The organism is Sphingopyxis sp., assembly GCF_035686825.1.
In the GTDB taxonomy this organism is placed as follows: domain Bacteria; phylum Pseudomonadota; class Alphaproteobacteria; order Sphingomonadales; family Sphingomonadaceae; genus Sphingopyxis.
Map to the genome: position 1 here is coordinate 647,817 of NZ_DASRYZ010000006.1, position 19,030 is coordinate 666,846.

General features: G+C 64.3%; 15 protein-coding genes. 5 read left to right on the forward strand and 10 right to left on the reverse strand.

What is annotated here, in order from left to right; translation table 11 throughout:
* Nucleotides 1-9 precede the first annotated feature (9 nt).
* The 4 genes from VFG17_RS16630 to VFG17_RS16645 all read right to left on the reverse strand — a co-directional run bounded on the left by VFG17_RS16630 (nt 10) and on the right by VFG17_RS16645 (nt 4,446).
* A complete protein-coding gene (locus VFG17_RS16630) occupies nt 10-621 on the reverse strand; it encodes a phosphatase PAP2 family protein (RefSeq protein ID WP_325030471.1) in 612 nt (203 codons plus the stop codon).
* 35 nt (nt 622-656) lie between these two features.
* A complete protein-coding gene (locus VFG17_RS16635; protein ID WP_325030472.1) occupies nt 657-1,256 on the reverse strand; it encodes a hypothetical protein in 600 nt (199 codons plus the stop codon).
* Nucleotides 1,257-1,528: 272 nt separating this feature from the next.
* A complete protein-coding gene (gene lpdA / locus VFG17_RS16640) occupies nt 1,529-2,926 on the reverse strand; it encodes a dihydrolipoyl dehydrogenase (RefSeq protein WP_325030473.1) in 1,398 nt (465 codons plus the stop codon).
* A 209-nt stretch (nt 2,927-3,135) separates the two neighbouring features.
* Nucleotides 3,136-4,446, reverse strand: coding sequence for a pyruvate dehydrogenase complex dihydrolipoamide acetyltransferase (locus tag VFG17_RS16645; RefSeq protein ID WP_325030474.1), 1,311 nt, complete (start codon nt 4,444-4,446; stop codon nt 3,136-3,138).
* 159 nt (nt 4,447-4,605) lie between these two features.
* Between VFG17_RS16645 and VFG17_RS16650 the strand changes: the two genes are divergently transcribed.
* A complete protein-coding gene (locus VFG17_RS16650; protein ID WP_325030475.1) occupies nt 4,606-5,061 on the forward strand; it encodes a universal stress protein in 456 nt (151 codons plus the stop codon).
* Between the two features lie 142 nt (nt 5,062-5,203).
* Here the strand turns inward: VFG17_RS16650 and VFG17_RS16655 are convergent, their stop codons facing one another.
* The gene (locus VFG17_RS16655; protein WP_325030476.1) at nt 5,204-5,593 is read right to left on the reverse strand and encodes a hypothetical protein; all 390 of its coding nucleotides are present in this window, start codon (nt 5,591-5,593) and stop codon (nt 5,204-5,206) included.
* 118 nt (nt 5,594-5,711) lie between these two features.
* On the opposite strand from VFG17_RS16655, the gene VFG17_RS16660 reads away from it, so the two are divergent.
* The 3 genes from VFG17_RS16660 to VFG17_RS16670 all read left to right on the forward strand — a co-directional run bounded on the left by VFG17_RS16660 (nt 5,712) and on the right by VFG17_RS16670 (nt 9,950).
* A complete protein-coding gene (locus VFG17_RS16660) occupies nt 5,712-6,497 on the forward strand; it encodes a helix-turn-helix domain-containing protein (protein ID WP_325030477.1) in 786 nt (261 codons plus the stop codon).
* Nucleotides 6,498-6,712: 215 nt separating this feature from the next.
* Nucleotides 6,713-8,047 carry a surface lipoprotein assembly modifier gene (locus VFG17_RS16665; RefSeq protein ID WP_325030478.1) on the forward strand — a complete coding sequence of 445 codons (1,335 nt, stop codon included), beginning with the start codon at nt 6,713-6,715 and terminating at the stop codon, nt 8,045-8,047.
* A 325-nt stretch (nt 8,048-8,372) separates the two neighbouring features.
* Complete coding sequence (locus VFG17_RS16670; RefSeq protein WP_325030479.1) at nt 8,373-9,950, forward strand: transferrin-binding protein-like solute binding protein; 1,578 nt, start codon at nt 8,373-8,375, stop codon at nt 9,948-9,950.
* A 98-nt stretch (nt 9,951-10,048) separates the two neighbouring features.
* On the opposite strand, the gene VFG17_RS16675 is transcribed toward VFG17_RS16670, so the two are convergent.
* The 5 genes from VFG17_RS16675 to phaR all read right to left on the reverse strand — a co-directional run bounded on the left by VFG17_RS16675 (nt 10,049) and on the right by phaR (nt 15,450).
* Complete coding sequence (locus tag VFG17_RS16675; RefSeq protein WP_325030480.1) at nt 10,049-12,367, reverse strand: VacB/RNase II family 3'-5' exoribonuclease; 2,319 nt, start codon at nt 12,365-12,367, stop codon at nt 10,049-10,051.
* 61 nt (nt 12,368-12,428) lie between these two features.
* Nucleotides 12,429-12,914: a hypothetical protein gene (locus VFG17_RS16680; RefSeq protein ID WP_325030481.1), complete on the reverse strand. Its 486-nt coding sequence runs from the start codon at nt 12,912-12,914 to the stop codon at nt 12,429-12,431.
* Between the two features lie 10 nt (nt 12,915-12,924).
* Nucleotides 12,925-13,275, reverse strand: a complete 351-nt coding sequence (locus VFG17_RS16685) for a DUF6152 family protein (protein WP_325030482.1) — start codon at nt 13,273-13,275, stop codon at nt 12,925-12,927.
* Between the two features lie 68 nt (nt 13,276-13,343).
* Nucleotides 13,344-14,870, reverse strand: coding sequence for a proline--tRNA ligase (gene proS / locus VFG17_RS16690; protein WP_325030483.1), 1,527 nt, complete (start codon nt 14,868-14,870; stop codon nt 13,344-13,346).
* 43 nt (nt 14,871-14,913) lie between these two features.
* The gene (gene phaR, locus VFG17_RS16695) at nt 14,914-15,450 is read right to left on the reverse strand and encodes a polyhydroxyalkanoate synthesis repressor PhaR (RefSeq protein ID WP_325030484.1); all 537 of its coding nucleotides are present in this window, start codon (nt 15,448-15,450) and stop codon (nt 14,914-14,916) included.
* 531 nt (nt 15,451-15,981) lie between these two features.
* On the opposite strand from phaR, the gene VFG17_RS16700 reads away from it, so the two are divergent.
* The gene (locus VFG17_RS16700) at nt 15,982-18,972 is read left to right on the forward strand and encodes a TonB-dependent receptor plug domain-containing protein (RefSeq protein WP_325030485.1); all 2,991 of its coding nucleotides are present in this window, start codon (nt 15,982-15,984) and stop codon (nt 18,970-18,972) included.
* Nucleotides 18,973-19,030: the final 58 nt, after the last annotated feature.

Sequence of the window (19,030 nt, forward strand, 5' to 3'; positions counted from 1 at the left end):
GCCGCAAGGTTAGCCGTTGATCGCCGTCTGTCGAGAGGAAAGCCCGGCCCACCACGCGCCGAGCAGCGCGAAGGCGGTGCCGAGCATCGTGCCGCCCGCGATGTCGCTCGCCCAGTGAACGCCGAGCATGATGCGCGAGAAGCCGTTGAGGATGATCATTGCCACGGCGAGCGTCCAGGCGAAGGGCCGCCAGCGCGCCGGCGCGAGCCAGGCGAGGAGCAGATAGACCACCGCCGCGCTCGTCGCGTGGCCGCTGGGGTAGGAGAAGCTCGTCTGATGGTCGAGATGGTCGATCAGATCAGGCCGCGCGCGGCCGAAGCCGAGTTTGAGCAAGCTCGACGCGAGGTTCGAAAGCAGCGACGCGCCGCCGAGCGCGACCGCGCAGCGCGGCCCGCACCAGTGCCAGACGAGCGCGCAGAGCAGGATGACGATGATCCAGCGCGGGGTGCCGCCGCCGATCCAGCTTGCGCCTTGCATGAAGGCGATGAAGGCGGGGTCGCTTTCGTCGATGCGCAGCGAAAGCAGGTGCGACACCTGCCAGTCGGCATCCTGCGTCCAGCCCGCACCGACGGCGAAGCCGAGCGCGACGACGGCAAGGATCAGCGCGATCGCGGCAGCCACCTGCCTTTGGTTGCGGGTCCTCGTCACTACCGGCGTCACGACCAGTCTCGCCGTGCCGTTCGCGCCGCCGATTGGCGCCAACTGTCCAGATGGGCTGCGAAACGCCGCAACTGTTCCGCCCCGCCGTCGAAGTCATTGTCGATCAAGTGTATTTCCTCCATCGAACCATCGGCGCGGTAGCGAAGGTAAAGGCCGTGCCGCAGGCGGGCGCCCAGCTTCGCCGATGCCGGGCCATCGCCCGGGAGCCGGTCGGCGCGGTCGAAAAGCGCCTCGGCGATGGCATCGAGCGGCAGCGGGTTCGGCCGGGCGCCATAGCTCGGGTGAAAGCGGAGGGCCCCGTTTTCGATCTTCGCCGCCTCGCTGCGCGTGAGGCCCCGGAGGCCGTGCCGGCCGACATAGAAGAGGCAAACCCCGCCCGCGATCATCAGGAACGGGGCCTTGAACGGCGCCAGCGGGTCGCGATGCGGCGCCGGCGCGGGCAGCTCGATATCGGGCAGGCGGACGGTCCGCGGCGGCGCCTCGCGCTCGGCGTGCATCAGGCCGGCGACGGCGAAAGCAATCGCCGCCATCCCCAGGAAGAACAGCGCCTTGAGGACGCTGCCCGTCCGGGAGAAATGAAGGATCGACGGGTTCAAGCGCGCCTAGGGCCAGGACCCGTTAATCGCACGTTCGAGGCGTCGAAATGGCGAAGATATCGGGTTCGGGTGGATGCAGCGGGTAGCACCGCTACTCGCAAGGCCGCGCGGGCCCGAGATCGAAGCCATTTCGACGTCCCTTCGGGATTTGACCGATTTTGCCCATGGCTTCGTCGGCAAGTCTTGAAATATTGACATATTCCTACGCCTCGCCTCCTAGCCCTGAGCAAAATCGCTTCAAACCTCGAACGCGCAATTAACGGGTCCTGGCCCTAGATATGCAGCGGACGTCCGAACGCGGCGAGCACGCCCTCGTGCATCGTCTCGCTGAGCGTCGGGTGCGGGAAGACGGTACCGATGAAATCATCCTCGACCAGTTCGGCGGTCTTGCCGATCGTATAGCCCTGGATCAGTTCGGTGACTTCGGCGCCGATCATGTGCGCGCCCAGCAGTTCGCCGGTCTTGGCGTCGAACACGGTCTTGGTGAAGCCTTCGGACTCGCCCAGCGCGATCGCCTTGCCGTTGCCAATGAAGGGGAAGGTGCCCGCCTTCACCTCGTAACCGAGCTCCTTCGCCTTGGCTTCGGTCAGCCCGACGCTGGCGATCTGCGGGCGGCAATAGGTGCAGCCGGGGATGTTGCGGACGTCCATCGCGTGCGGGTGGTTGCCCGCGATCGCCTCGACCGCGATGATCGATTCGTGCATCGCCTTGTGCGCGAGCCACGGCGGCGCGGTGACGTCGCCGATCGCCCAGAGGCCGGGGACGTTGGTGCGGCACATCGCGTCGGTGTCGATATGCCCCTTGGTCGTCTTCACGCCGAGCGCTTCGAGGCCGATATTCTCGGTGTTCGGAACGATGCCGATCGCGACGATCGCGTGGCTGAACTCGGCGGATTGGACCTTCCCGTCCTTGCCCTTGATCTTCGCCGAAACGCCGTTGGCCGTCGCCTTCAGCTCTTCGACCCCGGCGCCGGTGTGGATCGTCATGCCCTGCTTCTTGAGCGCCTTTTCGAGGAAGGCCGAGACGTCGGCATCCTCGACGGGCACGAGCCGGTCGAGCATTTCGACGACGGTCACTTCGGCGCCCATGTCGCTGTAGAAGCTCGCGAATTCGATCCCGATCGCGCCCGATCCGATGACGAGCAGTTTCTTTGGCATTTCGGGCGGGACGAGCGCGTGGCGATAGGTCCAGATACGCTTGCCATCGGCGGGCGCAAACGGCAGGTCGCGGGCGCGCGCGCCGGTCGCGACGATGATGTTCTTCGCGGTCAGGGTCTCGCTGCCCTTCTCGCCCTTCACCTCGAGCTTACCCGGACTCGCGAGCTTGCCCTCGCCCATATGGACGGTGATCTTGTGCTTCTTCATCAGGAAGGCGACGCCCTGGCTGAGCTGCTTGGCGACCCCGCGGCTGCGCTTCACCACCGCGTCGATATCGGCGCTGATCTGCTGCGCGATCAGGCCGTAATCGCCCGCGTGCTGCATATAGTGATAGATTTCGGCCGAGCGCAGCAGCGCCTTCGTGGGAATGCAGCCCCAGTTGAGGCAGATGCCGCCGAGATTCTCGCGCTCGACGATCGCCGTCTTTAGCCCGAGCTGCGCCGCGCGGATCGCCGCGACATAACCGCCGGGCCCCGAGCCGAGAACGATGAGGTCGTAGTTGGTGTCAGCCACAATTATCTCCTTGTTCGCCATTCCGGCTCCGGAGTTTGTCGATCAACTCCCAGAACACGGAAGCGGCTATAGCCGCATAGGCGAGAAACCATATTTGCCTTGAATCTTCAGGCCAAACCCAACTGGCCGTGGCGGCCAGAATGGCGAGCGCGAGCAGTCCGACCAGCCAATGCAGAAGCTGTCGAACGAAGCGCATCGCCCTTCCCTGTTCAGGCCACCAGCCCCAGCGGGTTCTCCACCAGTTCCTTGAAGGTCTTCATCAGCAGCGCGCCGTCGGCGCCGTCGATCGCGCGGTGGTCGAAGCTGCCGGTCGCCGACATGACGGTCGCGATCGCAAGCGCGTCGTCGACGACATAGGGCCGCTTCTCGCCCGCGCCGATTGCCATGATCATCGCCTGCGGCGGGTTGATCACCGCGGTGAACTGCTTGATCCCCATCATGCCCATGTTCGAGATCGAGGCGGTGCCGCCCTGATATTCGCTGGGCTGGAGCTTGCCTTCCTTCGCCTTGGCAGCGAGTTCGGACATTTCGGTCGAAATCTTCGACATCGACTTGCCGCCCGCGTCGACGATGATCGGCGTGATCAGTCCGCCCGGGATGCTGACCGCGACCGAGATGTCGGCGCGGCTGTATTTGCGCATCACATCGCCGCCGAAGCTGACGTTGCAGGCGGGCACGCGTTCGAGCGCGACCGCGAGCGCCTTGATCAGCATGTCGTTGACGCTGAGCTTGACGCCGCGGCTTTCGAGGCTCGCGTTGAGTTCGCCGCGCAGTTTGAGCAGCGCGTCGAGGCGGATATCGACGGTCAGGTAGATGTGAGGGGATTCCTGCATCGACTGGCTCAGCCGGCGCGCGATTGTCTTGCGCATGCCGCTGAGCTTCTCGTCCTCGTGCGGGATGCCGAAATCGGGAATCGCGCCGGCGGCTGCCGGGGCCGGAGCGGCCGCGGCCGGCGCGGCGGTTGCGGCCGCAGGGGCTGCGGCGCCCGCCGGGGCGCCTTCGAGGTCGGCCTTGACGATGCGGCCGCCCGGGCCGGTGCCGGTCACGCCCTTGAGGTCGATGCCCTGTTCGGCGGCGAGACGCTTGGCGAGCGGGCTCGCCTTGATGCGGTCGCCCGATGCGGCGGGGGCGGCAGCCGGCGCAGGTGCCGGGGTCGGCGCAGGAGCCGCAGCGGGCGCCGGCGCCGGCGCCGGCGCTTCGGCCTTGGACTCGGCCTTTGGTTCGGCGGCGGGCGCGGGCGCAGGCGCCGGTGCAGCCTTCGCGCTCGACGCATCCTCACCCTCGCTCGCGATCGTCGCGATCACGGTGCCGACCTTCACATTGTCGGTACCCTCGGCGACGAGAATTTGCGCAATGGTGCCTTCGTCGACCGCCTCGAACTCCATCGTCGCCTTGTCGGTCTCGATCTCGGCGAGCAGGTCGCCCGACTTGACCGTATCGCCCTCCTTCACCAGCCATTTGGCGAGGGTGCCCTCCTCCATCGTCGGCGAGAGAGCGGGCATTTTCAGTTCGATTGGCATGTCTAGGCTTGTCCCTGTCAGTCTTGCAGGCGGGGCCTGCCGCTACGGATTCTTCTTCGCCATAAGCCCTGTACCGATCAAGGTCCAGCGGGCCAGCTTGCGTTTCATACGAATGTGACGCACTCTTTGGGCCAAGCAAAAACACGAGGGGTCGGGGTGATGCGGACATATCTGGTGGTGATCGATGACAGCCCGGAGGCGTCGCTGGCGTTGCGCTTCGCGGCGCGGCGCGCGGCACGAACGGGCGGAGGCGTCGTCGTGCTCGCGATCATTCCGCCGCATGATTTCGTCGCCTTTGGCGGGGTTCAGGCGACGATCGAGGCCGAAGCGCGCGAGCATGCCGAGGAACTGACCGCCGCGGCTGCCGATGCGGTGGTGCAGGAAGCGGGCGTGACGCCGCAGATATTGATCAAGTCGGGGAAGCCCGTGGAGGTCGTGCGCGAATTGATCGGCGCAAGCGACGAGATCGCCGCGCTGGTCCTCGCGACGGCGCCATCGGGAGCGCCCGGGCCGCTGGTCACGCATTTCACCGGACAGGATGCGGGAACCCTCCCCTGTCCGGTGATGCTGGTGCCGGGCGGGATTGATATCGCCCGGCTCGACGCGCTGAGTTAGGACCGGGTCGCTATTCAGCCCCTGGCGGCCTGCAAATGGCGGCCTTCCGCGCTTCCTGTGCTCACGTGCAAGAAGCACGCTGCGCTCCGGATCACGGAAAACCACCATTTTCGACTCTCCAGGAACTGAATATCGGTCGGTCCTAGGCGGCCGCGACGCGCGGCGTCGCCACCGCTTTCCATTCGAGGATCGCGAAACCGAGCACGCCAAAGGCCTGCGCGACGACCACCGCGATGCCGATGCCGGTCATTCCCGCGGCAAAACTCGCGACGACCGCGAAGCTCGCGGCGACCCAGCCGAGATTGCCGACCGCGATCAGCTTGACCAGCGCGGCGTTCGGCACCTTCTGCAGCGCGGCAACGACCATCAGCAGCGCGGCGGCGAGACAGATCCAGCCACCGATCGCGACGACATCGGCGGGCAGGCCGAGCAGCGCGCCGACCGGCGTCGCGGCGAGCAGGCCGATGGCGAAGACGCCGGTGCAGGTCACGGCGTCGGCGATGAGGATATTCTTGAGGTTGCGGATCGACATAGTGATTCTCCTTTCGACCCGCCCCAATTGGACCGCGAACGGAATGACGTCGATTACGCCAGAGGTAATGGAAAAACCGAAGCCGGGGGTATAGCGGACGTTACGAAGGAGAATGATGATGAAGCCCGCAGCCCTTGGCGAACAGCTCCGCGAATGGCGCGTCCGGCGCCGGATGAGCCAGATGGACCTCGCGCTCGACAGCGAGATTTCGACGCGGCATCTGAGCTTCATCGAAACGGGGCGTTCGAAACCGAGCGCGGCGATGCTACAGCGGCTCGCCGATTGCCTCGAGGTGCCGCACCGCGCACGCAACGCGCTGTTGCTCGCAGGGGGCTATGCCCCCGACTATCAGGAGCGGCCGCTCGACAGCGCCGAGATGGCGGGGATGCGGGCGATCGTCGAGCATGTGCTGAAAGGGCATGAGCCCTACCCCGCGCTCGCGGTCGATCGCCACTGGAACATGGTCGCGGCGAACGCCGCGGTTGCGTTGCTGATGCAGCTCGCGGCGCCCGAATTGTTCGAGCCGCCGGTCAATGTGCTGCGCGTCGCGATGCACCCGAAGGGACTCGCCCCGCACATCGTCAATCACGGCGAATGGCGCGCGCATCTGCTCGAACGGCTCGATCATCAGATCGATGCGAGCGCCGATGCGGGATTGATCGCGCTGCGCGAGGAGCTTGCGGGCTATGGCGCCGGCGCCGACGCGCATGAGGGCAGCGCGGCGAACGGCATCGCGGTGCCGCTGATCCTCGACACGCCGATGGGGCAGATTCGCTTCGTGTCGACGGTGACGATCTTCGGTACGCCGGTCGACATCACGCTGTCGGAACTGGCGATCGAGGCCTTCTTCCCGGCCGATGCCGAGAGCGCGGCCCTGTTGCAGGCCATGGCGGGATCACAATAAAACGTTATCGCCGCCTTCGCGGGGACGCCGATGTTACAACTCGCTGGAGCGAGCCATTTTAATCGTCCGGCTTGGCGCCTTGCGTCACTATTATCAGCTCGTTGCCCGAAATATTCAAGTCACGATGGTCTTTACTGGACAAGCACTCTTCTTAACAGATAGGAGCGGGTTCAAGCGGGGGCTAAGTGATTCAAATCCGGATATTCGTAGCGGCTATGGTCTCGGCGATCTTTGCCACGACCGGCTACGCGCACGAAGCAACGAACCAGGCAGAGTTTGTCGCACGGGGCTCCGTGGAGCAGCCGGCCAGCGTCACCCTTTCGGCTGCCCAGCTTTTCAAACTGGCTGACGAGGCACGAGCGCGGCACGATTTCGCAACGGCAGAAACCGTCTACCGGGCGCTTGCAAAGGACCGCGACCTCGAACTGCGCACCGAAGCGCGGTTCCGCCTCGGCATGATGCTGGCCGACGACCTTAAGCGCTATTCGGATGCGGCGATAGAATTTCGCCGCATTCTCGACGACAAGCCCGACGTCGGCCGGGTACGACTTGAGCTGGCGCGCATGCAGGCCGTGCTCGGCGACCTTGGTGCGGCGCGAAGGGAGTTGCGCGCTGCCGAGGCCGCCGGCCTGCCGCAGGAAGTGGAACAGCTTGTGCGCTTCTATTCGCGCGCGCTCGATGCGCGCAAACCCTTGGGCGGTTCGATCAAGGTGGCGCTGGCACCCGACAGCAATATCAACCGTGCCACACGCTCCGATACGCTAGGCACGGTTATCGGTGACTTCATACTCGACGAGGCGGCGCAGGCGAAATCGGGGATCGGTCTCGATCTCCAGGGGCAGGGTTATATCCGCCTCGGCATCGAGCCCGGGGCGGACCTTCTGGTACGGGCCTCCGGCAGCGCCCTGCTTTATCGCGCCGCCGACTTCAACGATGTCAACGTCGGCATTCAGGCCGGCCCGCAATATGTATGGGGCGGCAACCAACTCACTTTTTCGTTCGGGCCGTCGTGGCGCTGGTACGGGCGCAAGCCCTATAGCAGGACGATCGGCGGTAACGTGAGCTGGCGACGCCCGACGGGCAAGCGAAGCCAGGTGCGGATCGACGGAGGCATCGCGCATCAGACCAACAAACGTAACCCGCTTCAGACAGCGGATAACTTCACCCTGTCAGCAAGCTTCGATCGGGCGTTCAGCGCACGAACGGGCGGTGGGCTGCAGATATACGGGTTCCGCGAGGCCGCGCGCGATCCGGGCTATTCGCTGGCTAGCGGAGGAGCCTCGATCTATTTGTTCCGCGAGCTGGGGCGCGCCACCGTGATCGGCACATTGGGGTACGGCCATCTCGAGGCTGACGCTCGACTGTTTCTCTATCCGGAACGCCGGGTCGAGGATCGTTACAATGCCAGCCTCGCGGTGACGCTGCGGGCTTTGCGTCTTGGTGGCTTTGCGCCGCTGGTGCGCCTCAATTGGGAGCGCAACCGCTCTTCGATCGAAATTTACGACTATCGCCGCGTCGCTGCCGAATTCGGTGTCACATCGGCGTTCTAACGGGGGATTTTCCATGCGATCTGTACATTCTAAAAAGCTCGCGGCGATGGTTTCGTTGACGGCGCTGAGCTTGATGCTGGCCGGCTGCGGTGGCGGCGGCGGCGGTGGCGTCAGTTCAACACCCGTTCCGACTCCTGCGCCCTCCCCGACGCCGGCACCTACCCCGACGCCCACGCCTACTCCGACGCCTGCTCCTACTCCTACTCCGACGCCCACCCCGACGCCCACTCCTACCCCGACACCTACGCCTACTCCTACCCCGACGCCCACACCCACTCCGACGCCACCCAAAATAGTCGGAAAACCAACGGTCAATTCGACATTTGTGTCTTCGGCCAACACCGCCAGCGTCGATTATGATGTCGGCCGGGCTCAACCAGCGTCCGGCGGTGCGGTGGCGGATGCCAAGCTGTCGTATGACGCCAGCACGGACAGCTTCACCCTCGATGTCGGCTCAGAGCAGCTGGTGTTCGGACCGGGCGATGCGAAGACCCCATCCTCCAACCTGCTTCGTTATGAAAAAATTGATGGGAACAAGATCACGCAGCTGGACCTCGATTGGGGCATGCGATCCGACTGGACCACGACCCCCGATTATGTGGCACTCGGCCAGCTCATTTCCCGGCAACGCGACGTTACCACCGGCATCGATCGCTATCGGTCGATCGATTTCGCCTTCGGCCATCCCAGTGTCGCGTCCGCCGTGCCCAAGTCCGGGAACGCCGCATATGACCTGACCTTCAGCGGCACTCGTTCCTCCAATGCCACGGGTAATCTGCTGGATATAGGAGGGCGCGGAACGGCGCTGGTCGATTTCGGAACCGGGCAACTTGAAATATCGGGTCAGACTTCGTCCTTCAATTTCCTCGGCGATGGCATTTCCGGTGCCGAGAGTCTCGGGGAGGTCAGCGCGAGCGGTGCGATCATCGCCGACGAAAATCGCTTTGCAGGCACCTTCACTGCAAAAGCGGGAGCTTCCGACACCTATACGGGCGACATGACCGGATCTTTCTTCGGTCCCGCTGCTGAGGATATCGGCGGGACGCTCTATGGTGCCTCGGGCTCGCTATATTATAGCCTCGCTTTTGCCGGCTATGGCCTGCCGGAGACCGCAGCCGGCGACACACTCGCCAATCTGAAAGGAGTGACGCGGTTCCGGACGGTCCGAACGACCATCTCGCTGCCTCGCTCGGAGCTCTTGAACCCGCCATTGGGGGAAACGATCCTCTACAACGCCGACACCGGAACCTATACGGTTCCCAGTCGGCCGAATCCGGGACTTACGCTTGCAATCGGCTCCGCCAATCGCGCTGCGGACAAGGACGCGGGCGACTTGCGTGCCTATGCGGGGACAGCGGAGGTCGCCGGTACGATGATAGATTATTCGGTTGGCGTGTTCGACGGCGATGCCGATGACATCGAATTGACATATGCCAGTTTCATGCGCGTTTTCACGCATCGCGATGGCGATAGCGGCAGCGACGGCCTCGAATATATCGGCTTCGGCAGCTTCACTCCGCCCGATCAATTGCCGCGGAGCGGCAGCGCCACCTATGCCGGACGCCTTTTCGGCGATATCGACGACGGTTCGAAACTTATTGCCTCGCTCACCGGCCGATCCGATCTTACAGCGAACTTCGGAACGGGGGAACTGACGGCGAGCCTGTTCCCTACCCGCGTTGCGCCCGACGGAGGTCTGACCACGCTTGGCCGGTATGATTTCGCCGGGTCGATCGACGCTTTCACCGCTGCCTTCACCGGAGCATGGAATTTAGGTACCGGGAGCCTGGCCGGTCGTTTTTACGGCAACGCTGCCCAAGAATATACGGCTGTTTTCAACATTAAAGATCCAGCGGTGGGCAATATGACAGGCATCGCTCTAGGTAAGCAAACGGCCCCGTAGGCAGCCGGTCGTCATCGTCTAGCGAACGCAAATCCGGAAGCACTAGCCGGACGATAACATCGACGTCCCCGCCTTCGCGGGGATGTCGAGAGAGACTATTACCGCTTCCGCCCCTTATGCTTGATATTGGCGGGGCGGCCGCGCTTGCCGACCATATGCTTTCCCGCCTTGTCCTTGCCGGTTCTCTTCAGGCCGTCGCGTCGCGGCGGGCGGTTACGGAAACCGCCTTCGGGCGCGTCGGGCAGCTCGAAGCGGAGTGCGCCGCTGATCGGATTGGCATCCATCAGCCGCAGTTCGATCCGCTGTCCGACGGTATAGCTTACCCGTCCATGCTCGCTGTCGAGCGTTCGCGCCGCCTCGTCGTAGAAGAAGCGTTCGCTGCCCAGGGTCGAGACCGGCACGAGCCCGTCGCCGCCGAGCCCGTCGACGGTCGCGAAAAAGCCGAAGGGTTGGACCCCGGTGATGCGCGCGACGAGGATTTCGCCGGTCTTGGTCGCGAGGTAAGCCGCAACATAGCGATCGACGGTCTCGCGCTCGGCCTCCATCGCGCGGCGTTCGAGCGCGCTGATCGTCTCGCCGATGCGCGACAATCCTTTGGCGTCGGCCTCGCCCAGCCCGGTGCGCGCCGGCAGATCCTTGGGCTTGCCGGGCACTTCGAGGCGGTAGCCGTCGACGAGCGCGCGGTGGACGATCAGGTCGGCGTAGCGGCGGATCGGCGAAGTGAAGTGCGCGTAGGAACCGAGCGCGAGGCCGAAATGGCCCGCGTTGGCGGGTCCGTAATAGGCCTGCGTCTGGCTCCGCAGGATCGCCTGCATGATCTCGGGCAGCCGGTCGTCTTCCGAAAACCCGTCGATCAGACGGTTGAACACCGCCGGCGTGATGACCTGCCCCAGCGCGAAGCTCTGTTCGAAGGTTTCGAGATAGTCCTTGAGGCTCACGAGCTTCTCGCGGCTCGGCGGTTCGTGGATGCGGTACATCACCGGCGACTTCTTCGCCTCGAGCGCCTTTGCCGCCGCGACGTTCGCCGCGATCATATAATCCTCGATCAGCCGCATCGAATCGAGCCGGTCGCGGACGCGGATCTCCGCAATGCCGCCCTGCTCGTCGAGGATCACCTGCCGCTCGGGCAGGTCGAGGTCGAGCGGCGCGCGGGCGGCGCGAGCCTTCGCGAGGAGCGCCCAGCACGCCCACAGATTTTTGAGCGTCGGGAGCACGTCGGCGTCCCATTCCTCGCGCGGCGTATCGGCGTCATAGGCCGTCTGCGCATGTTCATAGGCGATGTTCGCGCGCAGCCGCACGAGCGCGCGCGTGAAGCGCCATGACGTCACCTTGCCATGCCTGTCGATCACGAGATGGCACGCCATCGCGGCCCGATCTTCGCCCGCCTTCAGCGAACAGACGCCCGCCGAGAGGGTTTCGGGGAGCATCGGCACGACCTGATCGGGGAAATAGACGCTGTTGCCGCGCCGCCGCGCCTCGCGGTCGAGCGCGCCGTCGGGGCGCACATAATAGCTGACGTCGGCGATCGCGACGATCGCGCGGAAACCGCCCTTGTTGCCGGGGTCTTCGTCGGGGACCGCCCAGACGGCATCGTCATGGTCGCGGGCATCGATGGGGTCGATGGCGACGATCGGCAGGTCGCGTAGATCCTCGCGGCCGTCGGGGGTGAGCGGAAGTTTCGCCGCCTTCTCCGCCTCGGCGAGCGTTTCGCCGTCGAAGACATGCGGAATTTCGTGTCGCGCGATCGCGATCATGCTCAGCGATTTGGGCGCGAAGGGATCGCCGATGCGGTCGATGACCTTCGCCTTGGTCGCGGGCCCGCGTCCCGTCAGTTCGGCGCGCACCAGATCGCCGATCTTGGCATCGCCCTTGTCGGCGACCGCGAAGTCGAAGCGCGCGCGCTTGTCGGCGGGACGGAGCCAGGTCATCGGCTTGCCGCCCGGCCCCACATCCTCGACGAGCACGCCGATCACCATCTCGGCGCTCGCCTGCAGCCGTTTCATCGGGTGCGCGACATGGCCGCTGCCGCGTTCCTCGGTGCGGGCAAGGATGCGGTCACCGACGCCGAGCGCGCCTTTGCGTCCCTGCTCCATCACGCGGAGGCGCGGCGCGGGACCGGCGCCTTCCCAGCGGTCGGGCACCGCCCAGACGTTGCTGCCCTCGATCGCCGCGACGCGCAGCACGGTCACGCGTGGCAGGCCGCCATGTTTGTGAAAGGCACGGCCCGGCGCCAGATCGACGAGCCCCTCGTCGGTCATATCCTTGAGCAGCGCCTTCAGCGCGATCTTGTCATTGCCGTGGAGCGCGAAATGCTTCGCGATCTCCCGCTTTCCGACGGGCTGATCGGACGCCGTAATGAAGTCGAGAATCTGTTGGCTGCTGGGCAAGCCGGGCGAACTATTCGAACGTTTTTTCATTGGCCGAAAGCTATAAGCGCGCCGGCGGGCTTTACCAAGCGATAGCACGCGCTCGTCATCATCAGCCGTAAGCGATCCAGCGCCCCGAGGCGCCCGCCGCGAGCCAAAGGAGCAGCGACGCGGCGGCCATCGCCTGCGCCGGGCGCGGCGCTCCGTCCGTCCAGCCCGCGATGCGCGCGCGCCATATCCACCGAAAGGCGACGGCGTTCGCCAGCGCCGCTGCGATGATGATCAATTTTCGTTCGAAAATGGCCGATCGGGCTAGCGCCGCGCCGTCGGCGGCGAACAGGACCGTGCCGCTGGCCACCATCAGGGCCAGCCCGCCGATGGCGACGGGCGTCAGCGCGCGCGACAGTTCCGCCATCGGCAGGCCCCGCCACAGGCCGATGAACCGCAAGTCGACGACGCCGATGCCGCCGACCAGCATGACGAGGCCCAATAGATGCAGCGTATTGGCGACGGGATAGACGAGTGCCGATCCGCGCGACCAGGGTCCGACGCCGACCGCATCGAGCCACGCGGCGGCGGCGGTCAGAACGGGCTCCACGCGCCCCCCCTCAGCGCAGTTCGACCGTCTTCTTGCCGATCATCACGCGCTCGACACGCATTTCGGTGGCGCCGTCGCGCCGGAGATAGCCGGTCAGGCGAAAGCGTTTGCCGGGCTCGACCTCGGCGCGCGTCAGCCCGCGCGCTTCCATGCGGCCGACCGGGGCCAGGATGACGTCCCAGAGCTTGCCCTTCCAGCGCATTTTGGCGCTGCCATGCGGGTTTCCCCACGACAATTCGGTGAAAGACGCGGTCAGGGTGACCGGCTTGGTCTCGTCATAGGACGACCAGCCATGATGGGCCGCGGCGGGAAGCGCGGCCAAGGCCAGCGTCGTTGCCGCGATCAACAGGGGGTAGCGCATCGACAGTCTCCTTCGAGCCCCTCGATGCGAAGGCTAGAACGCCGCACCCCCTAGCGCAAGGTCGCCGATCAGTAAGTCCGCCCGATCAGCACGCGCTCAACCGCCGGTTCACCGGTGAAGAAGCAGACGCCGTCCGCTGGCGCGGCGTCGAGCGGCGTGTTGCGCATCGTCAGCTTGAGCGCCTTGAGCTGCTCGACGATCTTGTCGAGCTTAGCGCCGCTCGGACGCGACCATTGCACCTCGGCCCAGCCGACGAACTTGTCGTCGCCGGCGAAATGCGCCTTCAGATCGGTAACGTCGCGGCGGATATTGGCGTGGAGCCGCTCGCGCGCCTCGCCGTGAAGGCTCGACTGGATATCCTCGAGCGTCGCGACCGCCTCGGCGACGAAATCGCCTTTGGCGACGAACGCCGAGTTGAGCTTGCCGTCGTCCTTGTAGAGCCGGTCGCGGCGGATCACCGCGACATTGCCGCCGGCGACGTCGCGCGGGCCGACCTCGACGATGAGCGGCGCGCCCTTCTTGACCCAGCCCCAGCGCTTGGTCTGCGCCTTGTTTCCTCCGGTGTCGAGCAGCACGCGCACGGGTTCGCGGAACGCGTCGAGTGCCTTCAGCTGCGTTTCGAGGTCGCGGCAATAGTCGAGGATCGCGGTATCCTCGTCATTGTCGCGGAGCATCGGCACGATGACGATCTGGTGCGGCGCGATGCGCGGCGGACAGCGCAGCCCATCGTCGTCGCCATGCGTCATGATCACGCCGCCGATCATGCGCGTCGACGTGCCCCAGCTCGTCGTGTGGCAGAGGCTGTGTCCGCCGTCCTTGTCCTGATAACGGATGTTCGCGGCTTCGGCGAAGCCGGTGCCGAGATAGTGCGAGGTGCCGGCCTGCAGCGCCTTGCCGTCCTGCATCATCGCCTCGATCGAATAGGTCGCGACGGCGCCGGGGAAACGCTCATTCTCGGGCTTCTCGCCCGCGATGACAGGCATAGCGAGCACGTCCTCGGCAAAGGCGCGGTACATTTCGAGCGCGCGCAGCGTTTCGGCCATCGCGTCGTCCTTGTCGGCATGCGCGGTGTGCCCCTCCTGCCAGAGGAATTCGCTCGTGCGTAGGAACATGCGCGTGCGCATCTCCCAGCGCACGACGTTGGCCCATTGGTTGACCTTCAGCGGCAGGTCGCGCCAGCTCTGCACCCAGCGGCTCATCGCGCTGCCGATGACGGTCTCCGAAGTCGGTCGAACGATCAGCGGCTCTTCGAGCTTCGCTTCCGGATCGGGGACGAGCTTGCCTTTGCCGTCGGCGATCAGCCGGTGATGGGTGACGACCGCCATTTCCTTTGCGAAACCATCGACATGGTCGGCTTCCTTCTCAAAGAAACTCAAGGGAATGAAGAGCGGGAAATAGGCGTTCTGGACGCCAGCGTCCTTGATCGCGGCGTCCATCACCGTCTGGATACGTTCCCAGATGCCATAGCCCCACGGCTTGATGACCATGCAGCCGCGCACTCCCGATTCCTCGGCGAGGTCGGCCTCGGCGATGACGTCCTGATACCAGGCGGCGAAGTCGGCCTGACGGGTTACGCTGAGCGCATGCTTGATCATCTGTCCTGTTTTCTGTGCTTGGGAGCCGGCAGAGCGGCCCCGGTTATTTCTTGGCGAGCTCGGCCTTCAGCTCGGCGATTTCGGCCTTCAGCGCGGCGATCTCGGCATCTTTCGCCTTGCTGTCCGCGGCGCCTGGCATAAAAGCCCCCGCTGCCTGCTGGAACATTTCCATGTTGCGGCGGGTGAGTTCGGCGAGCGGGTTCGCGCCGAGCGCGCCTTCGAACGCCGAACGCACATCCTGCTGGTTCTTGCGAAACGCCGTCATCGAGGCTTCGAGATATTGCGGAACCATCGACTGCATCTTGTCGCCGTACATGCCGATCAGATGGCGCAGGAAATTGACCGGCAGCAGCGTTTCGCCGCGCGTTTCCTCGTCCATGATGATCTGCGTGAGCACATTGTGCGTGATGTCCTCGCCGCTTTTTGCATCGACGACGCGAAAATCGCGGCCATCGCGGACCATCGTGCCCAGATCGTCCAATGTGATATAGCAGCTGCGTTCGGTGTCATAGAGCCGCCGGTTGGCGTATTTCTTGATCGTGACGACGTCGTCTTCCGCTGTCCCCTTGGACTTCGCCATTTTCACCCGCGCTCCCTGCATGACCGGAACCTGGCGACCGCGCCGCACCGGACAGGCTGCCGCATTAGCATCAAATTATGATGCATCGCAACAATCGCAGGCCCAAATGCTCCGCAGCGGGTGTCGGCAGGCGAATCGCGAGTAGGCCTCCCCGGCTCGATCGCGACAGAAAGGATGGCGCGCGCCTGCATCCTGTCCGGCAAAATCACTCGGACTGTCGCAGGTGCGACGGCGCGGGCTAAAAAGGACTCTTTTGCAATTTAGTTACACAAGAAACGTTGTTCACGACATTGTCATTCGAACGATGCCGAACTTCGGGCAATTCATGTCTTTCAAAGACAAGCATATTATCCATATGCGTTCCCCAATCACCGACTTTACTGTTGCGCAAATGACACAGGCCGAGCGCCATCGGCGAGGCGTGACATAAAAATGCCACGCGGGACTTGTGCTCGCGGTTTTTTTGCGTCTTTCTGCGGGTAATCCGTTCATTTTCCGATTTTCGAACGGGCTAACCGGGGAGTTACATTGATGAAGAAGTCGCACCTGCTTTTGGGTGCTACCGCCTTTGCGGTAGCGATATCCGTGAGCCAGCCTGCGTTCGCCCAAGATGCTGCCGCGGCGGAAGCCGCTCCGGCGGATGAGGCCACCAGCAGCACTGACACGCAAGCCATCGTCGTCACCGGCTCGCGCATTCGCCGCGACGAGTTTTCGGTCGCCGAACCGATCACCGTGGTCACCGCCGAAGAAATCACCCAGGCGGGCTTTAACAGCGCCGCCGACGCGCTGCAGAGCAATGCCGTCACCCAGGGTGCGGGCCAGATCAACAACTTCTATGGCGGCTTCGTCACCGATGGCGGCACCGGCGCCAACACGCTGGGTCTGCGCAACCTCGGCCCCAGCCGTACGCTCGTCCTGCTGAACGGCCGCCGCCTCGCACCCGGCGGCACGCGCGGTTCGGTTCTCGCGGCCGACCTCAACGTCCTGCCGACTGCGATTGTCAGCAGCATCGAAGTGCTGAAGGCCGGCGCTTCGTCGATCTACGGTTCGGACGCCGTTGCCGGCGTCGTCAACATCATCACCGACAACAAGCTTCGCGGCCTGCACATCGAAGGCCAGATCAACGTGCCGGAAGTCGGCGCGGGCATCGACAAGCGCGTCGCCGCCTCGTTCGGTTTCGAGAGCGATCGCCTCAACATCATCGGCTCGGTCGAATATCGCAAGCGCAACAAGCTGGCGCGGAACGACGTGCCGTGGCTCGACTGCCCGATCGGGGGCTTCCTGACCGGCGAAGGCACCGAATTCGGCTCGGGCGATGGCGTCGGCTTCGACGGCACGTCCTGCTTCACGCTCGACAACGGCGGCGTGACGATCAACACGCTCGGCCTTCCGACGCGTGCGGCGATTGGGCGCACCAGCGGTACGGTCGGCAACTTCAACCGCTTCGTCCCGGCTCCTGGCCAGACCACCGGCCCGTTCCCGGGCTATCTGGGCGTCGGCACCTATGACCGCGACACCTTCGACCCGATCCAGGAAGAAGAGCCGCTGATCACCGAGGCGGAAATCTACACCGGCTATCTGTCGGGCACCTATAGCACCGACATTCTCGGCAGCGCCGAAATCTATGGCGAGGCGCTCGTTACTCGCCGCAAGTCGGCTTCGCCGCTCTATCGCCAGCTTTCGCTCGACTATGTTCAGGGTAGTCCCCTGCTCCCCGTCGAACTGCGCGATGGTGCATTCCTCAACCCGAACGAAACCTCGGGCGGCAGGCTCGTTGCGGCCCGCGGGTTCATCGGCTTCGGGCTCACCGATTCGCGCCAGCAGGTCGATTATGCCCGCGTGTCGGGCGGCATTCGTGGCGACTTCTTCCTGCCGCAGTGGCGCTATGACGCCTATGTCGGCAAATCGTGGAATGATGGCACCTATGAGATCGAATCGTTCCTGATCGATCGCATGGCCCAGTCGCTCGATGTGGTGGATAACGGCGACGGCACCTTCAGCTGCGCCAGCCTTGCGACGAATCCGAACTGCGTCGCCGCGCCGGCGCTTTCGGCCGACGTGATCGGTGGTCGTTTGCCGCAGGATTGGAAGGACTGGATCCTAGTCAACACGATCGGCAAGACGCAGTTCCGCGAAACGACCTTTGCGTTCAACGTCGACGGTCCGCTGTTCGCGATGCCGGGTGGCGACGTTCAGCTTGCGCTGGGCGCCGAATATCGTCGGCAAAGCATCAACGATCAGCCCGACGTAAACTCGCTGAACGGCAATCTGCTCGGTCTCACCGCCGCGACGCCGACGGTGGGCAAGGATAACGTCAAGGAAATCTATGGCGAAATCTTCGTCCCGATCCTTGCCGACACGCCCGGCTTCTATCGCCTCAACCTGACGGCTTCGGCTCGCTATACGGACTATAAGTCCTATGGCTCGGACACGACGTTCAAGATCGCAGGCGAATGGGAACCGATCCGTGGTTTCGGTCTGCGCGCGAGCTATGGCACCTCTTATCGCGCCCCGGCTCTCGCCGAGCAGTTCCTGGGTGCGACCAGCGGCTTCCTGGGCAGCACGCTCGATCCGTGCGATGATCTGCCGCCTCCGGCCGATCAGAGCCCGAACGAGCAGATCGTTGCGGCGAACTGCGCCTCGATCGGTCTGCCTGCCAACTTCCAGCAGACCAGCGGCATCACGACCTTCCGGGTCGGCGGCGCCGATGCGGGACTGGAGGCCGAAACCTCGAAGAACTGGTCGGTCGGCGTGGTCATCCGTCCGGTTCTGCCCGAATCGGTCGGTCAGCTCTCGCTGTCGCTCGATTATTTCGACATCAAGGTCAGCAACGGCGTTGCCGATCTCGATGCCGGGACGATCCTGAACCGCTGCTATGGGGACGCCAATTTCGACCCCAACGCCGGCTTCTGCCGCTTTGTCGAACGCGACGCGAACAACGCGCTGACCGTGACGAGCAGCTTCGTCAACTTGTCGGAAGACATCCGCAAGGGCTTCGAGTTCAACGGTCGTTATGCGCGTGACCTCTTCGGCGGTCGTTTCACGCTGAACGCCAACGTCACCAAATATACCGAGCAGTCGAGCCGCCTCTTCCCCGAAGAGTTCCTGACCGACATGAACGGCACGGTGGTGAACCCGGACTGGGTCGGCAGCTTCGATGCCACCTACCGGTTCGACAACGTCACGCTGCGTTATGGTCTTGACTGGATCGATGGCGATCGCGACCGGACGTACGAGTTCTTCGCCTATGACGAACTCACCGGCGTGTCGGATCCGGAACTGGTTCAGCTGTATCGTGATAATTATTATCTCGAAGCGGCGAACTACTTCCTCCACTCGGCTTCGGTGCAGTTCAACATTGCAGAGAAGTATGAGCTGACGGTCGGTGTTCAGAACCTGTTCGACACCCAGCCGCCGCGTATCTCGGCAGTCGGTTACACGACCATCGGCAACGCGCCGCTGTATTCGGGTTACGACTATCGCGGCCGCACGTTCTTCGCGAACGCGTCGTTCCAGTTCTGATCTTCACCGATCGGAAAAGAATTTGGGCCCCGAACGCAAGTTCGGGGCCCTTTTCTTT

Excerpts from the sequence above, each read along its gene's own strand:
- VFG17_RS16700 (WP_325030485.1), top strand. The coding sequence starts at position 15,982 with ATGAAGAAGTCGCACCTGCTTTTGGGTGCTACCGCCTTTGCGGTAGCG.
- VFG17_RS16660 (WP_325030477.1), top strand. The coding sequence starts at position 5,712 with ATGAAGCCCGCAGCCCTTGGCGAACAGCTCCGCGAATGGCGCGTCCGG.
- VFG17_RS16645 (WP_325030474.1), bottom strand. The coding sequence starts at position 4,446 with ATGCCAATCGAACTGAAAATGCCCGCTCTCTCGCCGACGATGGAGGAG.
- VFG17_RS16685 (WP_325030482.1), bottom strand. The coding sequence starts at position 13,275 with ATGCGCTACCCCCTGTTGATCGCGGCAACGACGCTGGCCTTGGCCGCG.
- VFG17_RS16675 (WP_325030480.1), bottom strand. The coding sequence starts at position 12,367 with ATGAAAAAACGTTCGAATAGTTCGCCCGGCTTGCCCAGCAGCCAACAG.
- phaR (WP_325030484.1), bottom strand. The coding sequence starts at position 15,450 with ATGGCGAAGTCCAAGGGGACAGCGGAAGACGACGTCGTCACGATCAAG.
- proS (WP_325030483.1), bottom strand. The coding sequence starts at position 14,870 with ATGATCAAGCATGCGCTCAGCGTAACCCGTCAGGCCGACTTCGCCGCC.
- VFG17_RS16655 (WP_325030476.1), bottom strand. The coding sequence starts at position 5,593 with ATGTCGATCCGCAACCTCAAGAATATCCTCATCGCCGACGCCGTGACC.
- VFG17_RS16665 (WP_325030478.1), top strand. The coding sequence starts at position 6,713 with ATGGTCTCGGCGATCTTTGCCACGACCGGCTACGCGCACGAAGCAACG.
- VFG17_RS16650 (WP_325030475.1), top strand. The coding sequence starts at position 4,606 with ATGCGGACATATCTGGTGGTGATCGATGACAGCCCGGAGGCGTCGCTG.